The sequence below is a fragment of the Kribbella italica genome (genome assembly GCF_014205135.1).
GTDB lineage: Bacteria > Actinomycetota > Actinomycetes > Propionibacteriales > Kribbellaceae > Kribbella > Kribbella italica.
The window spans coordinates 5,080,653-5,104,275 of record NZ_JACHMY010000001.1; the positions used below are offsets into that span (position 1 = coordinate 5,080,653).

Here is a 23,623-nt window from a genome sequence, read left to right on the forward strand (position 1 = left end):
GTTTGGGCAGCTTTGAGGCGGAGGGGCCATGGGTAGCGAGAACTTCCGGGTGGACCTGCAGGGTGTGGTCGACCTGCTGAGTCATCACCTGTACAGCAGTCCGCGGGTCTACCTGCGGGAGCTGCTGCAGAACGCCGTGGACGCCGTGACGGCGCGGCGGGCCGGCGACGCGGCGGCACCGGGGGTGATCGGGATCGTCGTGGACGGGCAGCGGCTGAGTGTCAGCGACACCGGGATCGGGCTGTGGCCGGACGAGGTGCGGGAGCTGCTGGCGACGATCGGGCGGAGCTCGAAGCGGGACGAGATCGGGTTCGCGCGGACCGAGTTCCTCGGGCAGTTCGGGATCGGCCTGCTGTCGGCGTTCATGGTGGCCGACGACATCGAGGTGGTGACGCGGCCGGCCGACGGGCCGACCACACGCTGGAACGGTACGGCGGACGGCCGCTACACGATCAGCGAGACGGCCGACCGGGAAGCAGTCGGTACGACGGTCACGCTGCACGCCCGCCGCGGTGCCGAGCAGTGGTTCAAGGCCGCGACCGTGATCGAGCTGGTCAAGCTCTTCGGAGCCCTGCTGCCGTTGGAGATCACGGTCAACGGCGAGCGGGTCACCGACGGCGTCGCGCCCTGGGAGGGCAACGGCCGCGCCGACCTGGTCGGCTACGCGCAGGACCACCTGGGCTTCACGCCGTTCGACGTGATCCCGCTGAACAACCCGGCCGCCGGTCTGACCGGCGTTGCCTTCGTCCTGCCTTTCGCGGCGAACCCGGCCGAGCGGGCGACCCACCGTGTCTACCTGAAGCGCATGCTGCTGGCCGAAGGTGTCGAAGGGCTGCTGCCGGACTGGGCGTTCTTCATCCGCGCGGTGATCGACACGTCCGAGCTGCGGCCTACTGCGAGCCGGGAGGCCCTGTTCGACGACGGCCACCTGGAGAGCACCAGAGAAGCGCTCGGCGAGCAGTTGCGTGGCTGGCTGGTCCGGCTCGGTAGTACCGACCCGCAGAAGCTGGACCGCTTCCTGGCGATCCACCAGCTCGGGGTGAAGGCCCTGGCGCTGCACGACGACGAGATGCTGCGGCTGGTGCACCGCTGGCTCCGCTTCGAGACCAACCACGGCCGGATGACCGCGGCCGAGCTGCAGGAGCGCAAGGGCACGATCCGGTATGTCGGAACGATCGAGGAGTTCCGCCAGCTCGCCGCGGTCGCCTCGGCGCAGGACCTGACCATCGTCAACGCCGGCTACACGTACGACGCGGAGCTGCTGAACCGCCTGCCGGACGTCGTACCGGGTCTGGTCACCAGCAGGTTCGACCCGACCGAGCTGAGCACCAGCTTCGACGGTCTGGACCCGCAGACCGAGCTGGAGCTGCGCCCGTTCGTCCAGTTGGCCCAGGAGGCGCTGGACTCGGTCGGCTGCGAGGTGGTCGTCCGGGCCTTCGACCCGGCCTCGCTGTCGGCCATCTACTTGGTCGACCGGTCAGCACAGTTCGCCAGCGAGCTGCGCGCCACCAGGGAGCGCACCGACGCGCTCTGGTCGGAGGTGCTCGGCGCACTCGACACCGACGACGACAGCCGTCCACAGCTCGTGCTGAACCACCGCAGTCCGCTCGTACGACGGATGGCCGCGCTGGCCGACCCGGAGCTCGCCAAGCTGGCGGTGGAAGGCCTGTACGGGCACGCGCTGATGCTCGGCTACCACCCGATCGGCCCTGCGGATTCCGCGCTGGTGAACCGGTCGTTCCTCGGCCTGCTCGACCAGGCCGTTCCTACTTCGGAGGACCCGACGCGATGACCGACGACCTGGTCGACCGCCTGCACCAGGCCCAGCAGACGCCGTACGGCAAAGCGCGTACCGCGATGCTGGAGGACGTGGTCCGGCGGGCCGACGCCGCCGGATCCGAGGAGCTGGCGTTTTTCAGCCGGCTCAACCTGGTCACGGCGTACGTGATGGGTGGGGAGCCGCGGAAGTCGCTGGTGCCGTTCGCGCGCTGCGTGGCGGACTGGGACGCCGACCCGGCCAAGTACCAGGAGCACTCGCACCTGTTCCTGTGGTGCTTCAAGTACGCGCCGAACACGCTGACCAAGTTCCCCGAGGTGCCGCTGGACCGGACGTACGCCGTGCTGGACGACATGGAGCGGCGCTGGCAGGTCGGCGGGCACAGTCCGCACGCCGTGCACCAGCACCGCTGGCAGGTGGCCGCGCACATCGGTGACGACGAGACGGCGGCCGAGCAGTACCGGCTCTGGTCGACCGCACCGCGCGACGACCTGTCGGACTGCATCGGCTGCGACCCAACGCACAAGGTGCACCACCTGACGACCACCGGGCAGACCGCTGAGGCAGTGGCGCTGTCGGTCGGCGTACTGGACGGGCAGCTGACCTGCAACGAGCAGCCGCAGCAGATGCTGACCACACTGCTGCCTGCCTACGTCGCCGAGGGCATGTACGCCGAAGCCGTCGACGCGCACCGGCGGGCGTACCGGATCCTCCGCAACCAGCCGGGTGAGCTGAGCGCGTACTCCGACCACATCCGCTTCTGCGCGCGCACCGGGAATCTGCCGCGCGCGGTCGAGCTGATCGAGCGGCACCTGCCGGACCTGGACGACTCCCCCAGCCCGCTGGCCACCATGGACTTCGCGGCGGCCGCGTCACACGCGCTGAGCCGCGTCGACCTGCGGATCCGCCGGCCCAAGTCGACCGAGGACGTGGCAGCGGCGGACCTCGCGGAAGAGCTGGCCCAGCAGGCGCTGGCGCTGGCCGCGCAGTTCGACGAGCGGAACGGGACGAAGCGGCAGAGCGAGAACGTGCGGGCGGTGCTGGCTGCTGAGCCGTGGGTCGACTACCTGCCGCTGTCGGAGACGGCCCGCAAGGCTCACCAGCGGGCACAGGCGGCGCCGCATGCCGTGCCTGAGGCACCGCTGCCGGAGGGCGGCGGCCAGGTCTGGCTCGACCGGGCCGAGGAGGGTTGGCAGACGGACCGTCGTACGGAGGCGATCGCTGCGTGGGCGGCGTTCGAGCAGGAGGTGCCGGAGAGCGACCGTACGCCGCTGGACCGGGCCCGGGTGCTCGACGGGCGCGGATTGGTTGCCTCCAACAACGAAGACGTCGAGCTCGCGCTGGAGTCGTGGCGGGAGGCCCTGACCCTCTACTCGGAGCTGGGCGAGGACGTCCGAGTACTGCGTGACCGTGGACGGATCGGCCGAGTCCTGTGCGACGCCGGGCAGCTGGACGAAGGCCTGGCGACCGGTGAGGCCCCGCTGCGGCAGCTGATCGAGGAGGACGAGCCGCGACGGCGTGGCGGGTGGCAGTACTCGCTGGCGACGATGCTGGCTCAGGCCGGACGCAGTGAGGAGGCACTGGCCGAGCTGTCGGTACTCCGGACTCGCCCGGATGCGGACCCGGACCTGCAGTCGGGTGCTGGGATCCTGCAGTGCAACCTGCTGCTGCAGCTGGAGCGGCTGGAAGAGGCCGAAGAGGCTGCCAGCGCTGGGACCACCACCCGGGAGCAGATGCCGCGCTCGTTCGCCTACCGCCAGCGTGGGTGGATCCGGCTCGCTCTGCAGCGCCCCGCCGAGGCCGTTGGGGACCTGGAAGAAGCGATCGCCCTGGCGGTCGGCATGCCGGACAGCGAGGTCCACCTGACGATCTGCCGGCTGGAGCTCGCCAAGTCGTACCTGTTCAGCGGCCGACCGCTGGAGGCGGCTGAGACCGCCGAAGAGGCGCTGCCCGCGCTACGCGACCCGGAGCTCGCCGGTCTGCTCGGCGACGTCCGCGGCGTACTGGCTGATGCCTACCGGGCGCTTGGTGAGATGGAGTCCGCGCTGGTGCAGACGCGGGCACTGCTGGCCGAGGCGCCGGCTGACGCGCACCCGTACTGGCTCGCTCAGACCAAGCAGGACGAGGGAAACCTGCTGGAACGCCTCGACCGCGACAAGGAGGCCGTGGACGTGTTCGTGGCCGCGGCGGCGTACTTCGAGGCCGCTGAGCAGCCGCTCGAGTATGTCCAGGCGCTGCGCCTTGCCGGACAGTCGGCGCGCTACGCCGGTGACTTCGCCCAGGTCCGCGAGTTGCTGGACCGCGCCGAGCCCGCACTGGAGTCGCTGCCGTCAGCTGACGAGCAGGTGCTCTTCCAGCAAGCAGGAATCCACTGGGACCGAGCCATCCTGGCTCTGCAGCAGGGGGACATCACCACCCTCGTGGCCGACGCCGCGCGCGCCGCGGAGGCGTACGAACGTGGCGGCTACGAGGAGCAGCACCTCAACGCCCGACTCATCCTCGCCGAGCACGCCACCAGCGACGAGACCGCCCTGCAGCAGATCTTCACCACCCTCCCCACCAGCCACCCCCACTACCTCCGCACCGGCTACCTCCTGGCCGACCGCCTCCGCCAGCTGGACCGCCACCAAGAGGCGGACCAACTGGAGGTGCTCCTGGGCGAGGCCTGAGACTCAGGCCTTGCAGTTCAGGTCGCGGTGGGGACGGTTGCCGGTGGCAAGGAACGTGGTGACGGCGTCGTTCAGGCACCGGTTGTCCTTGAACAGGTAGCCGAGGTGGCCGCCCTGGTCGGCGGTCACCATCCGCGCGCGGTCGCCGAGCGCCGCCTGCATCGCGCGGGCGCCGGCGAGCGGGGTGGCGGGATCGCGGAGGTTCTGCGCGATCAAGATGTTCGACGGGCCGTGGTCGTCGATCCGGACGTGCTCCGGCGTCCGGTTCGGCCAGAACGCGCAGGCGTTGATGCCGCCGGCGGCCGCGCCGAACATCGGGTGGCGGATGCGGTCGATGGCGACCGTGACCTGGTAGGTCAGGACCGAGCGCGGCCAGCGGGAGTCGTTGCAGAGCACGTGCAACTGGCTCGCGAGGTAGTTGTCGTTCGCGGCCGCGGCCGCGGCGGCGCGCTGGGGTGTTCCGGTGTCGACGGCCTGCCAGATCCCGGCGAGCTCGGGGAAGTTCTTGTCGTAGTACAGCCGGGCGAACGTCGCCTGGCGGAACAGCGCACCGTCGGACCGGCCGGCCGTCGTGGTCCGGTCCAGCCGTGCGGCCAACGCGTCGTACTTGGCGCGGACCTGCCGCGGCGTCGTCCCCAGCCCGAGCTGCGGGCGCGCGGCGACGTACTTGGCGAAGTCCGGGAAGCGCTCCTCGAAGCCCCGGGCGAGGTTGCGCTGGAAGCCGAAGTCCCAGCCGTCGGGACCGGTCGAGCTGTCGAGCACGACGCGGTCGGTGCGCTGCGGGAACATCGTCGCGTAGACCGCGCCCAGGTACGTCCCGTACGAGATGCCCAGGTACGACACCTTCCGCTCGCCGAGTGCTGCCCGGATCGTGTCCATGTCGCGCGCGGTGTTCGCCGTACTGATGTGCGGCAGCAGGGCCGCCGTACTCGACTTGCCGCACTGGTCCGCGATCTGCCGCGACCGATTCGCCTGCTGCAGGACGTCAGCGGCGTTCCGCGCGTACGGCGGGATGCTGGAGTAGTTCTGCTCGGCGGTGAGGTCACAGGTGACCGGCGCGCTCCGGCCGACGCCGCGCGGGTCGAAGCCGATGATGTCGTAGGTGTCCCGCACGCTCTTCGGCAGACCGACGTCGACCAGGTCCGCCGGGAAGCGCTGGCCCGCGCCGCCCGGGCCGCCCGAGTTCGTCAGCAGCACCCCGCGGCGCTTGGCCGGATCGGCAGCGGACAGCCGGGAGACGGCGAGCTGGATCTTCGCGCCGTCCGGAGCGCTGTAGTCCAGCGGCACCTCGAGCGTCGCGCACTCCGACTGCGTCACGGTCGGTGGGTCGAACGCCGGGCACTTCCCCCACTGCAAGGGACTCGCGGCCGGTGCCGCGACGGACTGCGCCGCCACGGACTGCGCCGGTGGCATCAGCACCGCCACCGCCGCGATCAACGCGACTACGGACTTCGTTCGCACGATGTTCCTCCTCTGCCACCGACGGTGGCGTCGAGTTCGGGTGGTTCAGTCGTCGAGCGCGTCGCCGATCGCGAAGCCTGTGGCCGCGCCGACGGCGCGAGCGATCCGTGGGTAGGGATCGGCCATCCGGGCCCGGTCGGCACCGGCCAGTACGGCGGTCAGCACCTCCTCGCTGATCACCCGCAGCACCGAGGCGGCCGCGGCCGCGTGCACCCGGAGGCCCGGCTCGTCGACCGAGATCCGCAGCCGGTCGGCGAAGACGGGGACCAGGTCGCGCTCGAGCCGGTCGCAGCTCAGCAGCCAGGCGCTGCGGATCGCCGGCTCGGACGCGCTCAGCACGATCATCCGGGCGGCGGCCAGGTTGTCGGCGGCCTCCTCGGGCTCCGGCCGCATCCGCGCGTGCTCGGCGACAAGGTGTTCCTCGAGCGAGATGCCGGCCGGCCAGCGGCGCATCACGGTGATGAACCAGGTCCAGCTGTGCGCGACGATCGGCTCGGCGCAACTCTCCTTGTTGCGGACGTGGCGCCACAGGGTCCGGACCGACAGGCCGACGGACTCGGCGATCTGCTCGCCGGTGGTGGCCGCGACCCCCTGCTCCCAGAACAGTTTCGTCGCCGCCCGGGAGATCTCCAGGTGCAGCCGCGTACGCCGAACCTCGCTCATCGCGCCCTGCATGGTCACCTCCGAAACTATGGCACTAAGTGCCAAAGTATCATTTGATGTCGTTCGGCGCCGGATGCAACCTTCGCGGGTGAAGCTGCCTCTTGTCCGGTATGCAGGGTGACGCGGGGGTTGTGGAGGTCCGGGTGGTGGAGGGACGCACCCGTGCCGATTTCGAGGCCTACGCGTCTGCTCGGTACGGCGCGCTGCTGGGCCTGGCCTACCTGCTGACGCAGGACCGTGGGCTGGCCGAGGACCTGGTGCAGACCACGCTGACCAGGTGCTGGCTGTCCTGGCGCAAGGTGCAGGCCGACGACCCGACGGCGTACGTACGCCGGGTGATGGTCAACACGCACACCGAGTGGTGGCGCCGGCGGCGGGGCGGCCAGGAGTTGCCGACCGACGACCTGACGGCGGTCGCGCCCACGGCGTACGGGGGTTCGGTGCGGCTGGTCGAGCACTCCGACCTGATGCAGGCGCTGCGGCGGCTGCCGAAGCGGATGTGCGCCGCTGTGGTCCTGCGGTACTTCGAAGACCTGTCCGAGGCCGAGACGGCCGACGTACTGGGGTGCTCGATCGGGACGGTGAAGAGCCAGACCCACCGGGCGCTGACCAAGCTACGCGTCGATCTCGCCTCCCAAGAGACCACGGAGACCCGATGAACACCGACGAACTACGCACGCTGCTCAAGGAGGCCGGCCGGCCGGTCGACTCCCCCGGCGACCCGGTCGCCGTCATCCGCAAGCGCGGCCGTCGGCGCCAGCGCACGCAGGTCGCGGCCGCCGTCGCCTGTACGGCGGTGGTTGCGGCCGGGGCGTTCGGCGCTGTCGACCTGTGGTCGAGCGACGATGCTGCGCCGGCCGGGCCGGTCGCGGCGGACACGCCTCCGGGTGCTCTCGGCGAGACTCCTACAGAGGTTGGGGACCGGCACTTGCTGGACCGCCCGCGGGTGCACCGCGAGCCCGAGGCCACGCCGCGTGGTCTCTACCTGGGGCTCGACGGGCTGCGGGCCGACGACTTGGTTCGGATCCGGACGATCTGCCCGACTGCGTCCGGGCCGGACCCGGTGATGCTCGAGGTGTCGCTGGAGCCGTCCAACGGCCAGGCGGGCCCGCCGCCGGGCGCGCCGGTCCCTGGCGCACGGTCGGTGGCGTGCGTCGGCGCGATCACTTTCACCGACTTCGTCGTACCGGCTGGGTGGCCGCGGTACTCGGTCGCGCAGGTGGACGTGCAACTGCCGGAAAGCCGGGGGATGAAGCTCGAGGTCGCCGCCTACCGGTGAGCTGTCCGGCGGGCGGCGGGAACCCGCGCGCGGTTAGCGTGGGTGGGTGATTCAAGTGATCGTGCTGAACGGTGGGTCGAGTTCGGGGAAGTCGCGGCTGGCGCGGGAGCTGCAGGGGGTGCTGGCGGATCCCTGGTTGAGCTTCAGCGTCGACGACCTCGTCGACGCGATGCCGCCAGCGCTGGTGGACGGCGGGGACGGGATCGGGTTCGGGGACCAGGGCGAGGTGTCGGTCGGGGACGACTTCCGGGCGATGGAGGCCGCGTGGATGGCCGGGATCGCGGCGATGGTGCGGGCCGGGGCGCGGATCGTGCTGGACGACGTGTTCCTCGGCGGCGCACAGTCGCAGGCGCGGGTGCGCGCTCAGCTCGACGGGCTGAACGTGCTCTGGGTCGGCGTCCGCTGCGCGCCGGAGATCGCCGCCCAGCGTGAACTCGCCCGCGGCGACAGAACCCCAGGCATGGCAGAACTCCAAGCACACGTTGTCCACGAAGGCGTGCAGTACGACGTAGAAGTCGATACGGGAAGCACGGAGTCGCTGGAGTGTGCCCGCGCCGTCGCGGCGCGGGTCGTCTCCTAGCGAACTACTCCCACTCGATGGTGCCCGGGGGCTTGCTGGTGATGTCGAGGGTGACTCGGTTGATCTCGTCGACCTCGTTGGTGATGCGGGTGGAGATCTTCTCGAGTACGTCGTACGGCAGGCGGGCCCAGTCGGCGGTCATGGCGTCCTCGCTGGTGACCGGGCGGAGGACGACCGGGTGGCCGTACGTGCGGCCGTCGCCCTGGACGCCGACCGAGCGGACGTCGGCCAGCAGCACCACCGGGAACTGCCAGATGTCGCGATCCAAACCGGCGGCGGTCAGTTCGGTGCGGGCGATCAGGTCGGCGGCGCGGAGGATCTCCAGCCGGTCCTTGGTCACCTCGCCGACGATCCGGATGCCAAGGCCGGGCCCCGGGAACGGGTGCCGGTAGACCATCGTCTCCGGCAGCCCGAGCGCGACGCCGAGTTCGCGGACCTCGTCCTTGAACAGCGTCCGCAGCGGCTCGATCAGCGAGAACTGCAGGTCGTCGGGCAGCCCACCGACGTTGTGGTGCGACTTGATGTTGGCCGCGCCCGTCCCACCGCCGGACTCGACCACGTCCGGGTAGAGCGTGCCCTGGACCAGGAACTCGATGTGCCGCTCGGCGTCCAGCTTGCGGGCGGTCGCCTCGAAGGTCCGGATGAACTCCCGGCCGATGATCTTGCGCTTCTGCTCCGGGTCGGTGACGCCGGCCAGCGCGGTCAGGAACTGGTCCTCCGCGTCGACCATCTCCAGCCGCGTCCCGGTCGCGGCGACGAAGTCCTTCTCGATCTGGTCGGACTCACCGGCGCGCTGCAGCCCGTGGTCGACGTACACACAGGTCAGCTGGTCACCGATCGCCTTGCTGACCAGAGCAGCGGCCACCGCGGAGTCCACCCCGCCGGACAGCGCGCACAGCACCTGCTTGTCGCCGACCTGCTGACGGATCAGCTCGACCTGCTCGTCCACGACGTTGCTGGTCGTCCAGTCGCCGGTGCAGCCGGCGATGTCGTACAGAAAGTGCTCCAGCACGGCCTGCCCGGCCTGCGAGTGCAGGACCTCCGGGTGCCACTGCACACCGGCCAGCTTGCGGTCCAGGTCCTCGAAGGCGGCGACCGGCGCACCACCCGAAGCAGCCAGTACGGCGAAGCCCGCCGGCGGCGCGTGCACGGCGTCGCCGTGCGACATCCAGACGTTCAGGTCCTCGGGGATCCCGGCCAGCAGCGTGCCGGCCGCGCTCACCGTGACCGGCGTCCGGCCGAACTCGCGCAACCCGGTCTTGCGGACGTCGCCGCCCAGCGTCTGCGCCATTGCCTGGAACCCGTAGCAGATCCCGAACGCCGGGACGCCGGCGTCGAACAGCGCCGAGTCCACCCGCGGCGCGCCCTCGGCGTACACCGACTGCGGCCCGCCGGACAGGATGATCGCCTTCGGCTTGCGCTCCAGCATCTCCTCGACGGCCATCGAGTGCGGGACGATCTCGGAGTACACCTTCGCCTCACGCACCCGGCGGGCGATCAGCTGCGCGTACTGCGCACCGAAGTCGACAACGAGAACCAGGTCATGATCAGTCACGCCTAGAGGGTATCGGTGCAGGTCAGCCGGGCTGTAATCCACCTGTCGGCCGCCGCTTCGAAGGACTCCCGGTCCAGCTGCCCGGCACCGGCAGGGATTCGGCCCAGGACCGGTACGCCGGTGGTGGCGGGCAGGTCGTCGGCGTTGCACTGCTCGGCCAAGTCCGGCTCGCCGGGCCAGGAGCCGATGACCAGGCCGGCGATCGGGAGCTGGCGGTTGCGTAGTGCCTCGACCGTGAGGCCGGTGTGGTTCAGCGTGCCGAGTCCGGCGCGGCAGACCACGACGAACGCGAACGGGACCGTCAGCAGCGCGGCCAGGTCGGCCAGGTCGTGGCCGTCCTCGTCCAGCCCGACCAGCAGTCCCCCGGCGCCTTCGACCAGGACGAGGTCGTGGTCGGCGGCCAGGTCGTCGATCGCCTTCGCATGGGTGTCGATGGACGGCAGTGCGAGCCCCTGGCGACGACCGGCCGTCGTAGGAGCCAGCGGGTCCAGCAGGCGGACTCCCTCGTGCAGGTCGGTCAGGCCGGTGAGGCGCTGGATGTCCTGCAGGTCGCCCGGCTCGTCAGCTGTCACGCCGGTCTGTGCAGGCTTCATCACCGCGACGCTGCCGCGCGCGGCAGCTGCTAGCGCAGCGGTGACGACGGTCTTGCCGACCCCGGTGTCGGTCCCGGTGACGATGAGGACGGTCACGAGACCTCCTGGAGAGCAGCGGTGATGGTGTGGCAGGCGTGGTCGAGCTCATCGGCCGTCAGCCCGGCCCGGGCGGTCAGGCGGAGACGGCTGATTCCGTCCGGGACAGACGGCGGCCGGAAGCTGCCGACGCGTACGCCGTTGGCCAGGCAGAGCTCAGCAGCCCGGACCGTCTCGCGTGGACCGGGCATCGGGACGGAGACGACCGCTCCTGCCGACGGCGTCACGCCGCACTCGTCAGCCAGCCGACGAGCGGTCGCGTGGATGGAGTCCGGCCGCGTCGGCTCGTCGGTGAGGATCCGTAGCGCGGCCAGAGCTGCTGCGCAGGCTGCTGGGCTCAGACCAGTGTCGAAGATGAAGGACCGGGCTCGGTTGACCAGGTGCTCGCGTAGTACCGCTGGGCCGAGCACTACTCCGCCCTGGCTGGCCAGGGCTTTGGAGAGGGTCACGGTGACGACGACGTGGTCCAGCCCGGCCAGGCCGGCTGCTGCTACGCCGCCACGGCCGTGGCCTGTCACGCCGATCCCGTGAGCCTCGTCGACCAGCAGGACTGCGTCGTGCTCCAGCGCCACGGCCGCAAGCGCGGTCAGCGGAGCTGCGTCGCCCAGAACGCTGTAGACCGACTCGGCCAGCACCAGCGCGTGGGGCTCGTTGCGGTTGGCAAGGGCTTTGCCGACCGCCTCGACGTCGTTGTGGGGCACGATCTCGACCCGCGAGCGCGACAGCCGGCAGGCGTCGACGAGCGAGGCATGGACGTGAGCGTCGGACACCACCAGCGTCTCGGCGCCACCCAGTGCGGTGACGACGCCGAGGTTCGCGAGGTAGCCGGAGGAGAAGGCCAGGCCTGCGGCGTGCCCGGTGAAGGCAGCCAGGGACGACTCCAGCTCGGTGTGCAGCGTCGTGGTGCCGGTGACCAGGCGGGACGCCGTCGCGCCGGCGCCCCACTCGCGGACGGCAGCCACCGCGGCCTCCACCACCCGCGGATCGCGAGCCAGCCCCAGGTAGTCGTTGCCCGCCAGGTCGATCAAGTCGTCCCCGGCGGCGCGGGGGCGCAGGCGGCGCGTCAGTCCGCGAGCATCCCGGCCGGCAGCGAGCGGCGTCAACCACTGCGTCAGCAGCCCCACGGGCGCAGCACCGTCCGCCATCAGTTGCCCTCAGCAACGGCTTCGGTGATCGCGGTGCAGATCGTCGCGATCTCCTCGTCCGTGCACACGTACGGCGGCATCGTGTAGACCAGATCGCGGAACGGCCGCACCCAGACACCGCGCCGCAGTACGGCATCGGTCATCCGTGGCAGGTCGACCGGACCGCCCAGCTGGACGACACCGACCGCGCCGAGCACCCGGACGTCCTTCACTCCCGGCAGCGAGGCCGCCGGAGCCAGGCCGGTTGACAGCCCGGCGGAGATGCGGGAAATCTCAGCAGACCAGTCGGAGGCCATCAGCAGGTCGATGCTCGCCAGAGCGACAGCGCAGGCCAGCGGGTTCGCCATGAAGGTCGGGCCATGCATCAGCGCGCCACCGGGACCGCCCGAGACCGTGTGCGCGACGTCCGTCGTACAGAGGGTGGCTGCCATCGACAGGTAGCCGCCGGTGAGGGCTTTGCCGACGCAGAGGATGTCCGGGTCGACCCCGGCGTGCTCCGACGCGAACAGCGTGCCGGTACGGCCGAAGCCGGTCGCGATCTCGTCCAGGATCAGCAGGAAGCCGTACTCGTCGGCCAGCTCGCGCAGCAGCCGCAGGCAGGCCGGGCTGTACGGGTACATGCCACCGGCGCCCTGCAGGATCGGCTCGACGACGATCGCCGCCACCTCGTCGCGGTACACCGCGGCCAGCGCTCGCATCGCCTCCGCCCAGGCCAAGTACTCCGGGTCGTCAGCAGGCCGGTCGAACCCGGCCGGGGGCTGCGGGCCGAACACCTGCTCCTGCAGCGCACCGGTGAACAGCGAGTGCATGCCGTTGACCGGGTCGCAGACGCTCATCGGCGCGAAGGTGTCGCCGTGGTACCCGCCCCGCACGGTCAGCATCCTCGTACGACCGGCAAAGCCCCGGGCGCGCTGGTACTGCAGTGCCAGCTTCAGCGCGACCTCGACCGACACCGAGCCGGAGTCGCAGAAGAACACGTGCCGCAGCGGCTCCGGCGTGAGCTCGACCAGCCGCTCCCCGAGCCGGACGGCCGGCTCGTGGGTGAGCCCGCCGAACATGACGTGGCTGAACGAGTCGATCTGGTCCCGAAGCGCAGCGTCCAGCACAGGGTTCCGGTAGCCGTGGATCATGCACCACCACGACGCCATCGCGTCGATCGCCTCGACCGTGCCACCGGCGCCGTCGTCGAGCGTCAGCCGTACGCCGGAAGCGCCCGTGACCAGCCGGGTCGGAGAGGGTTCGGTCAGCGAGGCGTACGGGTGCCACAGCAGTGCCGCGTCCCGCTTCAGCAGGTCATCCATGGATCTCACCGTGCACCGAGCAGCGGGCGGCCCAGCCCATCGGGTGGACCTGCACGACCATCCGCCGCCGGCACTGGTCGCAGTAGCGCGGCGGCTCCATCGACAACGCCGTACGGCAGTCCTCGTGACCGCTGCCGGTCAGCTCCTGGCCGCAGTGGCCGCAGTACACAAGGGTCATAGCGTCTTCTGGAGTTCCTTCACCGGCATCTTCAGGTCGGCGAGCAGATCCAGGTCCGCGGTCGCCGGCCGGCCCAGGGTGGTCAGGTAGTTGCCGACGATGACCGCGTTGATGCCACCGAGCAGGCCCTCGCGGGTGCCCAGGTCGCCCAGGGTCAGCTCGCGGCCCCCGGCGTACCGCAGGATCGTCTTCGGCATCGCCAGCCGGAACGCCGCGATCGTGCGCAGCGCGTCCTTGCCGTCCATCACCTCCATGTCACCGAACGGCGTGCCCGGCCGCGGGTTCAGGAAGTTCAGCGGGACCTCGTGCGGCTCCAGCTCGGCCAGCTGGGCGGCCAGCTCGGCCCGCTGCTCCAGCGTCTCGCCCATCCCGACCAGCCCGCCGCAGCACAGCTCCATGCCGGACTCCTTGACCATCACGCAGGTCTCCCAGCGCTCCTCGAAGGAGTGCGTGGTGACCACGTCGCCGAAGTACGACCGGGCCGACTCGAGGTTGTGGTTGTAGCGGTGCACGCCCATCGTGCGCAGCTCGTCGACCTGCTCCTGGCTGAGCATGCCGAGCGAGCAGGCGATGTTGATGTCGACCTCGGCGTTGATCGCCTCGATGCCGGCCTTCACCTGGGACATCAGCCGCGCGTCGGGACCTCGGACGGCGGCCACGATGCAGAACTCGGTCGCTCCGGTCTTGGCCGTCTCCTTGGCCGCCTCGACCAGCTCCGGGATGTTCAGCCAGACCGCGCGGACCGGCGAGGTGAACTGGCCGGACTGCGAGCAGAAGTGGCAGTCCTCGGGGCAGCCGCCGGTCTTCAGGGAGATGATCCCCTCGACCTCGACCTCCTCACCGCACCACTTCACCCGGACGTCGTGCGCCAGGGCCAGCAGGTCGGCCAGCTGGTCGTCCGGCGACCGCAGCACCTCCACCAGCTGCTCCTGGTTCAGACCGGCACCACGGCCGAGGACCTGCTCACGGGCGACGTCGAGGATCATGCGGGTCACAGTAGGCCAGCCCTGCCGAGCAGCACTGCGAGGGGCGTCACGCGGACCCGAAGAAAGCCGGAAAAGTTTTTGGAGAACCTCGTAACCCCTTGTAGACGGGCTCGTTGATGTGTGCAGAGGCGGTCACCGCAAGGAGACCGCCGCTCCGAAACCCAGAGTATTACGAACAGCACGCAGAGTGATCACATTCATTCGCAGCAGCTCGAAACTCCAGGAATCGGATGTAGAGTGGGGTTCATGAGCTCGGGTCGCCAGCTGTGGCTGGTGACCCGATCCCAAAGCGCCGGGCGCCTCACCCCGGCTTGAGTGGGTCCCTCGGGAAACGATTTGGGCGGAAACGTTCCCGAGGGGCCTGCTCCCTTTTATGGCACTAATCAGCACCGTCGGCACTAATACAAACCCTCAGCACCCGGGAATTCACCGGAGCTGAGGGTTTTTCACATTGTCGTGGCGTTACGGTTTCGTCACAGAGCGCTTGATCTCCACAATCGGCAAGCGCAATGCACCCGGTGCATCGACAGGCACCACCGGATGACCGGGTGTGACCGGCGCCACCCGCTCGTACGGCGTACCGACCGCTGGCCGCGGATCCGCCTGCCCCTTGTTCGGCCAGAACGCCAGCGCCCGCTCGGCCTGCGCCGTGATCGTCAGCGACGGGTTCACGCCCAGGTTCGCCGAGATCGCCGAACCGTCCACGATGTGCAGGCCGTCGTACCCGTAGACCCGCTGGTACGCGTCGACCACTCCGGTCGCCGCCGAGTCGCCGATCGCGCAGCCGCCGATGAAGTGCGCCGTCATCGGCACGTTGAACGGCTCCCCGATCGTGCCGCCCGGCGTCCCGCGCATGATCGTCGCCATCCGCCGGACCACCTGGTTCGCGACCGGGATCCAGGACGGGTTCGGAGCGCCGTGGCCCTGCTTCGACGTCAGCCGCCAGCGGCCGAACCGGTCCCGCTTGCCGAACGTGGTGATCGAGTTGTCCGCGGTCTGCATCACCAGCGCGATCACGGTCCGCTCCGACCAGTGCTTCAGGTCGTACAGGCGACGGATGTTCTTCCGCTGCACGCCCAGCTCACGCAACCAGGTCCGCCAGCGCGGCGTGTTCCCGTCGCCGTCGGTCAGCACGGTCTGCAGCAGCGACATCGCGTTGCTGCCCTTGCCGTAGCGGACCGGCTCGATGTGGGTGATCTCGTCGGGGTGGAACGACGACGTGATCGCGACGCCGCGGCTGTAGTCCACCGACCGGTCCCCGGCGATTGCCCCGAGCAACGACTCGGAGTTCGTCCGGGTCAGGACACCGATCCGGTCCGACACCTTCGGCAGCTTGCCCTCGTCGCGGAGCCGGTGCAGGAGCTTCGCCGTCCCGAGCGCGGAGGCCGCGAAGACCACCTGCTCGGCGGTGAACCGGCGCGTGAGCTTGCGGTTCGACGTACGACGGGTCTCGATCGCGTAGCCACCGCCGGGCAGCGGCTCGACCGACGTCACCGTCGTCATCGGGAAGACCTCCGCGCCGGCCTTCTCGGCCAGGTAGAGATAGTTCTTGGTCAGCGTGTTCTTCGCGTTGTGCCGGCAACCGGTCATGCACTCGCCGCAGTCGATGCAGCCGCTGCGCCGCGGCCCGGCGCCGCCGAAGTACGGGTCCTCGACCTCGACCCCGGGATCGCCGAAGAACACCCCGACCGGCGTCGGGTGGAAGGTGTCCCCCACGCCCAGGTCGTCGGCGACCTGCTTCATCACCTCGTCGGCCGGCGTGAAGTGCGGGTACGTCGTGACGCCGAGCATCCGCTTGGCCTGGTCGTAGTACGGCGCCAGCTCGGACTTCCAGTCGGTGATGTGCGCCCACTGGCGGTCGGTGTAGAAGGCCGGCAGCGGCTCGTACAGGGTGTTGGCGTAGACCAGGCTGCCGCCGCCGACGCCCGCGCCGGACAGGATGATCACGTCCCGCAGCGCGCTGATCCGCTGGATCCCGTACCAGCCGAGCGCCGGTGCGAACAGGAACCGGTTCTTGTCCCAGGAGTTCTTCGCGAACCCGGCGTCGTCGAACCGCGCGCCCGCCTCCAGGACGGCGACCTTGTAGCCCTTCTCGGTCAGCCGCAGCGCGCTCACGCTGCCGCCGAAGCCGGACCCGATGACGACGACGTCGTGGTCGAAGCTCATCTCACGCCCGGCCCAGCTTCTTGAGCACCCGCAGCGCGGTCGTCATCACTTCGGCGTACGCCTGGTCGCTGAGCCCGTGCGAGGGGGCGATCGGCACCACCCGCTGGGTCGCGATCGCCTGCGGGTCGACGTACCGGCGGATGCCCTCGACGCCCTGGCGGCGGCCGAGGCCGGACGACCGCATCCCGCCCATCGGGGTGTCGATCGAGCCGAAGGTGGCGGCGTAGCCCTCGTTCACGTTGACCGTGCCGGCCACGAGCTGGGCGGCGATCGCGCGGCCGCGACGGCCGTCGCGCGTCCAGACGCTGGCGTTCAGGCCGTACTCGCCCTCGTTGGCCCGCTCGATCGCCTCGGACTCGTCGGAGAACCGGTACAGCGACACGACCGGGCCGAAGGTCTCGTTGTCGAAGCAGACCATCTCCGGTGTCACCCCGGACAGCACGGTCGGCTCGTAGAACAGCGGACCGAGATCCGGCCGGGCCTTGCCGCCGGCCAGGACGACGGCGCCCTTGTCGCGGGCGTCGTCGACGTGCCGGCTGACCGTCTCCAGCTGGGCCTTGGAGATCAGCGAGCCCATGTCGACGTCCCAGCCGGTGCCGGCCGAGACCTTCAGCTTCTTCACCCGGTCGAGGAACGCGGTCACGAAGGCGTCGTAGATCTGGTCGGCGACGTACAGACGCTCCATCGAGACGCAGAGCTGGCCGCCGCTGTTGAAGCAGGCGCGGACGGCGCCCTCGGCGGCCCGGTGCACGTCGGCGTCGCGCAGCACGAGCATCGGGTTCTTGCCGCCGAGCTCGAGGCTGGCGCCGATCAGCCGCTCACCGGCCTGACGGGCGACCAGGCGGCCGGTCTTGGTGGAGCCGGTGAAGCAGACGTAGTCGACGTTCTGGATGATTGCTCCGCCGACGGTCGGGCCGTCGCCGTTCACCACCTGCCAGGCGTCGCGCGGCAGACCGGCCTCGTACAGCAGCTCGACCGCCCGGAGCGCGGTCAGCGGGGTCTGGCTGTCCGGCTTGAGCACGACCGCGTTCCCAGCCAGTACGGCGGGCAGCCCGTCCGACATCGCCATCGTCAACGGGTAGTTCCAGGGCGAGATGATCCCGACGACGCCCTTCGGGACGAACCGCTGCTCGGCCCGGGTCAGCACCGGGAACATGCCGAGCTTGCGCTGCGGCCCGAGCAGCTCGGTCGCCTTGCGGGCGTAGTACCGGGCGGTCAGCGCGACGTGCGCGACCTCCTCGAACGCCTGCTTGCGCGCCTTGCCGGACTCCAGGATGACCAGGTCGACCAGCTCGTGGCGGTGGTCCAGCACGAGGTCGTGGTAGCGCAGCAGGATCGCGGCGCGGTCGGCCAGCGAGGTGCCCTTCCAGCTGCGCTGCGTACGCCGGGCGGAGCGGATCGCGGCGACCACGTCGTCGGCACTGGACAGCGGCAGCTCGGCGACCGGCTGCCCGGTGGCCGGCGCGTACGTCGTACGGGTGCCCGCCGTGGCCCGCAGCAGCCCGGCCAGCCGCCGGACGACCGACTGGTCGGTGGCCCAGGACGCGGTCGGGTCCAGCTCGGGGTCCGCGGGGATCGAGGTCTGCTCGCTCATCTCCCCAGGCTACCTGTGGGTAATCAGATGTGTCAGTACCGCGCCAGTGGCACGGACTCACGGGGACGAGGTGAGGTGGATCACTGCGGTTGGCACTAAGGTGATCCGTTGAGTCAGCGAAGGGGTGGAACGTCAAGATGGTGGACAGCGGGGGGCTCTGGACGCCTCCTGAGGACGAGCTCGGTGAGGCGCTGCAGACCGCCCAGGTGCTGATCGAGGAGGGACGGGCCGACGAGGCCGGGCCCTACCAGCAACGGGTGATCGAGCTGGCCCGGGAACGGGCCGGTGATCGGCCGGACCACTACGAGGCCAAGCACCTGATGGCGGCCACGCAGTACGAGCTGGCGGGCTCGCTCAACGCCTCCGGCCGGCACGAAGAGGCGCTCGCCGCGCTGCACGAGGCCCAACTGGGCTACACGGAGCTGAGCGACTCCGGCGTACTGGATGCGACCTCGTTCCTGGCCGACGTCCGCGCTCGGCGGGCGATGACCCAGGCCCACCGCGGCTGGGGGGCGACCGCCGTACTGGAGATGGACGGCGCGGTGATCGCGTACGGGCAGCTCGTCGGCGGTCCGGACAGCCTGCATCACCAGCCCGACTTCGCCCGGGTGCTGGCGATGAACGCGCTGATCCTGCGCCGGTACGGCGACCCGGACCTGGCCGTCGCCTCCGCCGACGCGGCCGTGCAGCTGTTCCTGCAGCTGGCCGGTCAGATCAACGAGAGCGCCCAGTCGCTGTCGTACGCGCGCTACCTCTGCTCGGCGACGGCGGTCTCGGCCGACATCCACGCCGCGGAGAGCCGGCTCGACCTGGCCCTGGAGGCGGACGAGATCGGACTCAGTACGGCGGACACGCTGGCCGACTCCGAGTCGGCGACCGACCTGCGCACGCTGGTCGCGGCGCTCGCGCGCAAGGGCCGCCACCTCAACCAGGTCGGCCGGGTCCTGGAGGGCGAGAACTGCCTGCGGACGGCGTTCGCCACGGACGAAGAGGCAGCTCAGCGCGTCGTCGACGAGCTCGACCGTGGCATCCCGCCGTCGCTGCGGAGCGCGCTGGAGACGGCCGAGATCAAGCTCGGGCCGTTCGAGCAGTACTACCGGCTACTGGCGCTCGGCGAGCCCGCGCCGGGGATGACGCTGGCGACCGTGTCCGGCCGGACCGATCCGGAGTCGGCCTGCGTCCGCGCCACCGAGCTGGCCGAGCTGGTCCGCCCGCTGCTCGCGCACGACGCGGAGACCGCGCTGACGCTGGGCCTGGAGGCGCACTACCTGTTCGCGATCTCGTCGGAGCGCGAGTCGCAGCGGATGCGGTACGAGACCAGCACGTACGCGCCGATCTGGGCGCGGCTGCTGCTGGACATCTCCGAGGCCTACCACGCGGCCGGTCAGACCGAGATGGCTCTCGACCTCGCCGGCTGGAGCGCGGAGGTCGCGACGGCGCTGATCCCGTTCACCACCAGCAACAACGAGGTCGCCGACCTGGCCGGCTCCTGCTACCGCCACCACGGCGATCTGCTCGCGGCGAAGGGCGACTTCCTGGCCTCACAACACGCTCACGAGGCCGCGGCCCAGCTGCAGACCTGAGGTGTTTCTCAGTCCTGCAGCTCGGGCTTCAGGGCGCCGACGAACAGGCCTGCTTCGACTTCGGTCATCCCGGTCTCGCTGACCACCAAAGCAGTTGCCTGATGCAACTCACCCGCCGCTTTGAGGGCCCGGGTGCGCTCGGCCAGGTTGGTACCGGGCACGCGGACGACCGGCGTACCGGTGACCGGCGGGACGAAGCGCCCGAGCCGGATGTCGTCGACCACTTCCTTGGCGTGCTTCAGCTCGGAACCGGTGCGATCCATCACGTACTTGACCGCGAAGACGCTCTTGCGCGTGGTCAGCAGGAACCTGACCTGGTCGACGTCCTCGGGCGCCAGTTGCGCCCGCGCAGCGGCGAGGGCGACGTTGTCGGCTTCGGTGCGGCGGCTGAACAGTCCCATGGCTCAATCCTTCCAGAACCCTCCAACCCACGAGCAGCCGCCACAGGTGTCTCACCTCACGAACGGCGAGTCCACGCCTCAGTCCTGGAGAAGCCTCAGAATGTGCGGCCACGCCCGTACGCCGAACGCCCGGTCGGCGTCGTCACTGCCACCCCGAGCCATCCGCCGGCCGGCGTTCTTCGGCTGCTCGCCCGGCAGGATCAGCCGGTGCCCGGCTTGCTCCGAGACCAGCACCTCGGTGGCCAGCGAACCCCGACGGCGGACCAGCTGCTCGGCGAACTCCACCGACGGCCAGACCTTGTCGTCACCTCCGGCCAGCAGCAACAGCTCGCCACGGAACCTCTCGGCGGGGATCGCCGCTGCCTCCGCCTCGGTTGGGAATCTCCGCAACCGCTGCCGGTAGGCGTCGACGAACGCGGGCGGATCGTCCTCCGGCTCCCAGTCCGGATCGAACGGCACGAACGGCAGCGGCTCGCCCTGCCAGGTCCAGTGCGAGGTCTGTACGCCGTCCTCGATCCAGGCCCAGACGTACGCGGACGGCGCCTGCGCCACCACCCCATCGATCCGGTCGTCCACGGTGCCGAGCAGCAGCGCCGCCTCGGCACCGAACGACGTGCCCATCACGACGAGCCGGTCGTTGCGGGCCGCCAACTCGTCCACCGGGAACGACTCCAGCGGGACCTCGCTGACCCGCGCGTCGAACCACGTCGGCGCGAGAACGTCGTACCCGACCGCTTCCAGGATCCGCGCCCGCCCGACGTCCGGCGTACCGCTGGAACCGTGCAGCAGCAGGACGCCGGTGCTCATCAGCCGACGACGACCTCGACCCGCTGGAACTCCTTGAGCTCCGTGTAGCCCGTGGTGGCCATCGCGCGCTTGAGGGCGCCGACGAGGTTCATCGTGCCGTCGGGGACCCAGGACGGGCCGAACAGGATCTGCTCCATCGTGCCGGTGACGCCGACCTCGACGCGCTCACCGCGCGGGAGGTCCGCGTGCCACGCCTCGGCGCCCCAGTGGAAACCGCCACCGGGAGCATCGCTCCCGCGGGCCAGCGGCGAGCCGACCATCACCGCGTCGGCACCGCAGGCGATCGCCTTGGCGACGTCGCCGGACCGGCCGACCGAGCCGTCGGCGATGACGTGCACGTACCGGCCGCCGGACTCGTCCATGTAGTCCCGGCGGGCCGCGGCCACGTCGGCGACCGCGGACGCCATCGGCACCGCGACACCGAGCACCTTGCGGGTCGTGTGCGCGGCGCCACCACCGAAGCCGACCAGTACGCCGGCCGCGCCGGTCCGCATCAGGTGCAGCGCGGCCTGATGCGTCGCGCAACCGCCGACGATCACCGGCACGTCGAGGTCGTAGATGAACTGCTTGAGGTTCAGCGGCTCGGCCTGACCGGAGACGTGCTCGGCCGAGACCGTCGTACCGCGGATGACGAACAGGTCGACGCCCGCGTCCACCACGTGCTTGGCGAACTGCTTGGTCCGCTGCGGTGACAGCGCACCGGCCACCGTGACACCGGAGTCGCGGATCTCCTGCACCCGCTGGGAGATCAGCTCGGGCTTGATCGGCGCCGAGTAGATCTCCTGCAGGCGGGTCGTGGCCTGCACGCGGTCGAGGGTGACGATCTCCTCGAGCAGCGAGGTCGGGTCCTCGAAGCGGGTCCACAGGCCCTCGAGGTTCAGGACGCCGAGACCGCCGGCCTTGCCGATCGCGATCGCGGTGGCCGGCGACATCACCGAGTCCATCGGCGCGGCCAGGATCGGCAGCTCGAACCGGTAGGCGTCGATCTGCCAGGCCACCGAGACCTCCTCGGGGTCCCGGGTCCGCCGCGACGGCACGATCGCGATGTCGTCGAACGCGTACGCCTGCCGGCCGCGCTTGGCCCGGCCGATCTCGATCTCGGTCATCTTGGTGGTTTTCCTAACGTTGCAGGCGGGTCAGCGGCCGGAGTAGTTCGGCGCCTCGACCGTCATCTGGATGTCGTGCGGGTGCGACTCCTGCAGGCCGGCCGAGGTGATCCGGACGAAGCGGCCCTTGTCCTGGAGCTCGGCGACGGTGCGCGATCCGCAGTACCACATCGACTGGCGCAGGCCGCCGATCAGCTGGTGCGCGACGGCCGACAGCGGGCCGCGGTAGGGCACCTGACCCTCGACGCCCTCGGCGATCAGCTTCTCGTCGCTGCCGACGTCGCTCTGGAAGTACCGGTCCTTGGAGTACGACTTGCGCAGGCCGCCGGACTGCATCGCGCCGAGCGAACCCATCCCGCGGTAGGCCTTGAACTGCTTGCCGTTGATGAACACGAGGTCGCCCGGCGACTCCTCGCAGCCGGCCAGCAGCGAACCCAGCATCACGGTGTCCGCACCGGCGACCAGCGCCTTGGCGATGTCACCGGAGTACTGCAGGCCGCCGTCGCCGATCACCGGGACGCCGGCCGGCTTGCAGGCCAGGGACGCCTCGTAGATCGCGGTGACCTGCGGGACGCCGACGCCGGACACGACGCGCGTCGTACAGATCGAGCCCGGTCCGACGCCGACCTTCACGCCGTCCGCGCCGGCCTCGACCAGCGCCTGGGCACCGGCCCGGGTGCCGACGTTGCCGCCGACGACGTCGACGCCGCGGGTGGCCGGGTCGGCCTTGAGCTTGCGGATGATCTCCAGCTGGGCCTGGGAGTGACCGTGCGCGGTGTCCACCACGAGCAGGTCCACGCCGGCCTCGACCAGGGTCATCGCCCGCTTGTACGCCTCGCCGAAGAAGCCGATCGCGCCACCGACGCGCAGCCGGCCGGTCTCGTCCTTGGTGGACAGCGGGAACTGGTCCCGCTTGACGAAGTCCTTCAGCGTGATCAGGCCGGTCAGCTTGCCGGCGTCGTCGACCAGCGGCAGCTTCTCGACCTTGTGCTTGCTCAGCAGCGCCATCGCGTCGTCGGCGGAGATGCCCTGCTTGCCGAGGATCAGCGGCTGCTTGGTCATCACCTCGCGGACCGGGCGGTCCTGGTTGTTCTCGAACCGCATGTCACGGTTGGTGACGATGCCGACCAGAACGCCGGCGTTGTCGACGACCGGGACACCGGAGATCCGGTACTGCCCGCACAGGGCGTCGGCCTCACCGATGGTGGCGTCCGGGCCGATCGTGATCGGCTGCGCGATCATGCCGGACTCCGAGCGCTTGACCAGGTCGACCTGCTGGGCCTGGTCCTCGATCGACAGGTTGCGGTGCAGCACGCCCAGACCACCCTGGCGGGCCATCGCGATCGCCATCCGGGCCTCGGTGACGGTGTCCATCGCGCTGGACAGCAGCGGGATGTTCACCTCGATGTTGCGGCTGACCCGGGACCTGGTGATCGCCTCCGACGGGATCACGTCGGACTCGTTGGGCTGCAGCAGCACGTCGTCGAAGGTCAGACCGAGTACGGCGAACTTGTCGGGAACTCCGGAGGGGGTGATGTCCATGAGGGATGCAGGCACCTTTGCACGGCGAGAACGGGACACCATGGTATGCCGCCCGGCGCCGTCGCCCTGCACCGGTCCCGCCGCGCTGTGGACGACCGCTGTCCGCCGGGGAACTCCCGGCCCCGGCCTCGCGGCGGCGCC

Annotated in this window: 20 protein-coding genes; 6 read left to right on the forward strand and 14 right to left on the reverse strand. The window is 70.4% G+C overall.

Features of this window, described 5'->3' with window-relative positions:
* The first annotated feature begins 28 nt into the window (after positions 1-28).
* Positions 29-1,792: an HSP90 family protein gene (locus tag HDA39_RS23625; RefSeq protein ID WP_184798510.1), complete on the forward strand. Its 1,764-nt coding sequence runs from the start codon at positions 29-31 to the stop codon at positions 1,790-1,792.
* On the forward strand, positions 1,789-4,446 hold the full coding sequence (locus HDA39_RS23630) for a hypothetical protein (protein ID WP_184798512.1): 2,658 nt from the start codon (positions 1,789-1,791) through the stop codon (positions 4,444-4,446). Before HDA39_RS23625 ends, HDA39_RS23630 begins: the two co-directional genes overlap by 4 nt.
* 3 nt (positions 4,447-4,449) lie before the next feature.
* Here HDA39_RS23630 and HDA39_RS23635 read toward each other — a convergent pair whose 3' ends face one another.
* Positions 4,450-5,907 (reverse strand): alpha/beta hydrolase, encoded by a 1,458-nt coding sequence (locus tag HDA39_RS23635; protein ID WP_337925862.1) that lies wholly within the window; start codon positions 5,905-5,907, stop codon positions 4,450-4,452.
* A 45-nt stretch (positions 5,908-5,952) separates the two neighbouring features.
* The gene (locus HDA39_RS23640; RefSeq protein WP_238356911.1) at positions 5,953-6,582 is read right to left on the reverse strand and encodes a TetR/AcrR family transcriptional regulator; all 630 of its coding nucleotides are present in this window, start codon (positions 6,580-6,582) and stop codon (positions 5,953-5,955) included.
* A 131-nt stretch (positions 6,583-6,713) separates the two neighbouring features.
* Here HDA39_RS23640 and HDA39_RS23645 point away from each other — a divergent pair, with 131 nt between their 5' ends.
* From HDA39_RS23645 to cpt, 3 genes are read left to right on the forward strand one after another with little or no spacing between them, the layout of a single operon-like run.
* Positions 6,714-7,229 (forward strand): SigE family RNA polymerase sigma factor, encoded by a 516-nt coding sequence (locus HDA39_RS23645; protein ID WP_337925863.1) that lies wholly within the window; start codon positions 6,714-6,716, stop codon positions 7,227-7,229.
* Complete coding sequence (locus HDA39_RS23650; protein WP_184798516.1) at positions 7,226-7,849, forward strand: hypothetical protein; 624 nt, start codon at positions 7,226-7,228, stop codon at positions 7,847-7,849. The genes HDA39_RS23645 and HDA39_RS23650 overlap by 4 nt, the downstream gene beginning before the upstream one ends.
* Before the next feature lie 46 nt (positions 7,850-7,895).
* The gene (gene cpt / locus HDA39_RS23655; RefSeq protein WP_337925865.1) at positions 7,896-8,429 is read left to right on the forward strand and encodes a chloramphenicol phosphotransferase CPT; all 534 of its coding nucleotides are present in this window, start codon (positions 7,896-7,898) and stop codon (positions 8,427-8,429) included.
* Positions 8,430-8,433: 4 nt separating this feature from the next.
* Here cpt and guaA read toward each other — a convergent pair whose 3' ends face one another.
* From guaA to HDA39_RS23695, 8 genes are all read right to left on the reverse strand, one after another.
* Positions 8,434-9,984, reverse strand: a complete 1,551-nt coding sequence (gene guaA / locus HDA39_RS23660; protein WP_184798518.1) for a glutamine-hydrolyzing GMP synthase — start codon at positions 9,982-9,984, stop codon at positions 8,434-8,436.
* A gap of 2 nt (positions 9,985-9,986) precedes the next feature.
* Positions 9,987-10,673 carry a dethiobiotin synthase gene (gene bioD, locus HDA39_RS23665; protein WP_184798520.1) on the reverse strand — a complete coding sequence of 229 codons (687 nt, stop codon included), beginning with the start codon at positions 10,671-10,673 and terminating at the stop codon, positions 9,987-9,989.
* Positions 10,670-11,818 carry an 8-amino-7-oxononanoate synthase gene (locus tag HDA39_RS23670; protein WP_184798522.1) on the reverse strand — a complete coding sequence of 383 codons (1,149 nt, stop codon included), beginning with the start codon at positions 11,816-11,818 and terminating at the stop codon, positions 10,670-10,672. The genes bioD and HDA39_RS23670 overlap by 4 nt, the downstream gene beginning before the upstream one ends.
* Positions 11,818-13,119 (reverse strand): adenosylmethionine--8-amino-7-oxononanoate transaminase, encoded by a 1,302-nt coding sequence (gene bioA, locus HDA39_RS23675; RefSeq protein WP_184798525.1) that lies wholly within the window; start codon positions 13,117-13,119, stop codon positions 11,818-11,820. Before bioA ends, HDA39_RS23670 begins: the two co-directional genes overlap by 1 nt.
* On the reverse strand, positions 13,112-13,297 hold the full coding sequence (bsaP, locus tag HDA39_RS23680; protein ID WP_184798527.1) for a biotin synthase auxiliary protein BsaP: 186 nt from the start codon (positions 13,295-13,297) through the stop codon (positions 13,112-13,114). Before bsaP ends, bioA begins: the two co-directional genes overlap by 8 nt.
* Entirely contained in the window at positions 13,294-14,283 is a 990-nt protein-coding gene (gene bioB / locus HDA39_RS23685; protein WP_184798529.1) for a biotin synthase BioB, read from the reverse strand. Before bioB ends, bsaP begins: the two co-directional genes overlap by 4 nt.
* 462 nt (positions 14,284-14,745) lie before the next feature.
* Positions 14,746-16,449: a GMC oxidoreductase gene (locus HDA39_RS23690; RefSeq protein WP_184798532.1), complete on the reverse strand. Its 1,704-nt coding sequence runs from the start codon at positions 16,447-16,449 to the stop codon at positions 14,746-14,748.
* A gap of 1 nt (position 16,450) precedes the next feature.
* Positions 16,451-18,043: a succinic semialdehyde dehydrogenase gene (locus HDA39_RS23695; RefSeq protein ID WP_184798534.1), complete on the reverse strand. Its 1,593-nt coding sequence runs from the start codon at positions 18,041-18,043 to the stop codon at positions 16,451-16,453.
* A gap of 137 nt (positions 18,044-18,180) precedes the next feature.
* Here HDA39_RS23695 and HDA39_RS23700 point away from each other — a divergent pair, with 137 nt between their 5' ends.
* The gene (locus tag HDA39_RS23700; protein ID WP_184798536.1) at positions 18,181-19,626 is read left to right on the forward strand and encodes a hypothetical protein; all 1,446 of its coding nucleotides are present in this window, start codon (positions 18,181-18,183) and stop codon (positions 19,624-19,626) included.
* 8 nt (positions 19,627-19,634) lie between these two features.
* On the opposite strand, the gene HDA39_RS23705 is transcribed toward HDA39_RS23700, so the two are convergent.
* From HDA39_RS23705 to guaB, 4 genes are all read right to left on the reverse strand, one after another.
* Positions 19,635-20,027: a hypothetical protein gene (locus HDA39_RS23705; RefSeq protein ID WP_184798538.1), complete on the reverse strand. Its 393-nt coding sequence runs from the start codon at positions 20,025-20,027 to the stop codon at positions 19,635-19,637.
* A 78-nt stretch (positions 20,028-20,105) separates the two neighbouring features.
* Positions 20,106-20,834 (reverse strand): acyl-CoA thioester hydrolase/BAAT C-terminal domain-containing protein, encoded by a 729-nt coding sequence (locus HDA39_RS23710; RefSeq protein WP_184798540.1) that lies wholly within the window; start codon positions 20,832-20,834, stop codon positions 20,106-20,108.
* Positions 20,834-21,940: a GuaB3 family IMP dehydrogenase-related protein gene (locus HDA39_RS23715; RefSeq protein WP_184798542.1), complete on the reverse strand. Its 1,107-nt coding sequence runs from the start codon at positions 21,938-21,940 to the stop codon at positions 20,834-20,836. The genes HDA39_RS23710 and HDA39_RS23715 overlap by 1 nt, the downstream gene beginning before the upstream one ends.
* Positions 21,941-21,970: 30 nt before the next feature.
* Entirely contained in the window at positions 21,971-23,482 is a 1,512-nt protein-coding gene (guaB, locus tag HDA39_RS23720) for an IMP dehydrogenase (RefSeq protein ID WP_184798544.1), read from the reverse strand.
* Positions 23,483-23,623: the final 141 nt, after the last annotated feature.